Source organism: Kosakonia sp. N21, assembly GCF_050587465.1.
Classification (GTDB): domain Bacteria; phylum Pseudomonadota; class Gammaproteobacteria; order Enterobacterales; family Enterobacteriaceae.
Genome location: NZ_JBOBHR010000039.1, coordinates 1 through 368, shown reverse-complemented (window position 1 = coordinate 368; position 368 = coordinate 1). Strand labels below are relative to the sequence as shown.

Annotated in this window: 1 protein-coding gene; it reads right to left on the bottom strand. The window is 61.1% G+C overall.

The window, feature by feature from the left end; genetic code table 11:
• A partial coding sequence (locus ACQ3G7_RS24750; RefSeq protein WP_430893025.1) for a hypothetical protein occupies nucleotides 1–368 on the bottom strand: 368 nt, incomplete at both ends.

The window sequence follows — 368 nt, the reverse complement described above, 5'->3', positions numbered from 1 at the left end:
GCGCGAAAATATCGCGGTAGCGCGTCATCAGCATCGCGAGTTCGCCCGGATCTGCCACGTCGTTCTGTTCCTGATAAAACCCGACGAAGCGCAGCACAAACTGAGCACTCTCACGTGCCTGCTCACGAATACCCGGGGGAAGTAACGTGTCATGTTGCAGCATCGCCTCTGCGGACTGGCGCAGCAGTGCCTCCCAGCCGGAACCGCGCGTGTCCAGACGTACAAGACCCTGCCAGGCTTCAGCCGCCCCGGCGTAACTGTCGAGGAGTTCATCGAAGGTGTTGCGGGCAATATTTGCCGTCATCTGCCATAACATCCCGCGGAAGGCGCTGCCGGGACTGTGCGTGGCCGGGAGGGCATCGTCATCT